2 pseudogenes are annotated in these 1,210 nt (G+C 61.6%); one reads left to right on the forward strand and one right to left on the reverse strand.

From position 1 onward, the window contains the following. Nucleotides 1-640: 640 nt before the first annotated feature. Nucleotides 641-778, forward strand: a pseudogene (locus ACWEKM_RS46575) (IS5/IS1182 family transposase); the annotation flags it as partial. Between the two features lie 50 nt (nucleotides 779-828). On the opposite strand, the pseudogene ACWEKM_RS46580 reads toward ACWEKM_RS46575, so the two are convergent. Then, nucleotides 829-1,210: pseudogene (locus ACWEKM_RS46580) on the reverse strand (ATP-binding cassette domain-containing protein); the annotation flags it as partial.

Raw genomic sequence — 1,210 nt, forward strand, 5'->3', positions numbered from 1 at the left:
CCTGCGACTGCCGACCTGCGAACAGGGATCTGTGAGGTGGCTGTACATGCATCAGTTCTGACGTTCCCCTCGTAGCGTGAAGACCCTGACTGCAGGGGAAGTTGGGGTCGTTGCAGAGAGGAGCGTCAACGGTGCGACGCGGAGTTCCGCGAGGAGGCCGTACGGGTCCGTCACCGAGACAGAAAGGACGGTCGCCGCGGACCTGGGGACCAAGGAGATCTTCCTCAGAAGAAGGACAAAAAGGAGCTGGTCATCGAGCGTGGTGTCTTCGAGCGCTGCATGGTCCTCGGTACGGCGGTAACCAGAGGACCGAGTACGGCGTTTCCCACCGGGTGGTCTGTCCGGCCCTCGGAGTGTTCGAAGGCTGGTCCCACAAGTGGCGCCGCCGGCCGTTCCGGCCAGGGTCTCTACGCTTCCAGGGGATTGATAGTTCTTTCTCCAGGCGTTCCACTCGGCGGCGCAGTTTCTCTTTCTCGGCATCGGCCGGGGAACTTCTTCGGCCTGGCCGGACCGGTTCGCTGATCGGTCAGTTTCTTCAGTACCCCGGCGTCCCGTGCGGCCTGCCACTCCTTGACGTGCGAGTAGTACAGGCTCTCATGGTGCAGGATCGCGCCCTTCTCATTCTTTGGTGCGGTGTCGTATCGGAATCCAGCTCCTCGACCAGGGCAAGAAGATATGCCCGACCATCACCAAGAGCTGGGTCGACACCGTTTTCAAGAACGCCGTCATCGAGCACGGCGTCGGCCTCGGAATCGACGTCGAAGTCGTCAACAGAAACTGGCAAAAATGTCAGCTTCAAACACCAGAAAGGATGAATCAAGCTCGAAGTCACTCCATGGTGTAGGCATCCCATAAGGTGGCGTATAGCCCGCCCGCCGCCGCGAGTTGGGTGTGTGTACCGTCCTCCATCAATCTTCCGTGGTCCAAGACGGGGATGCGGTCGGCGCGCCGGGCGGTGGTGAGATGGTGGGCGATCACCAGCGTGGTCGGCGTGCGGGTCGCTGCGATACAGTCGCGCCACCAACTTCAACAGGGTCGACTTGCCTGCACCGGTCTCACCGACGATCGCAACGGTCTGCCCCGGCGGGATGCGTACGGTGATCCCAGACAGGGCCTTAGAGGATGTCTCACGTGGTGAGTTTGGCGAGCTTCTTGTAGCAGGTGAGGGCGGCTGCGAGGCCGAGGAAGGCGAGGAAGTGGGAGCCCTTTC

Source organism: Streptomyces sp. NPDC004752, assembly GCF_053601275.1.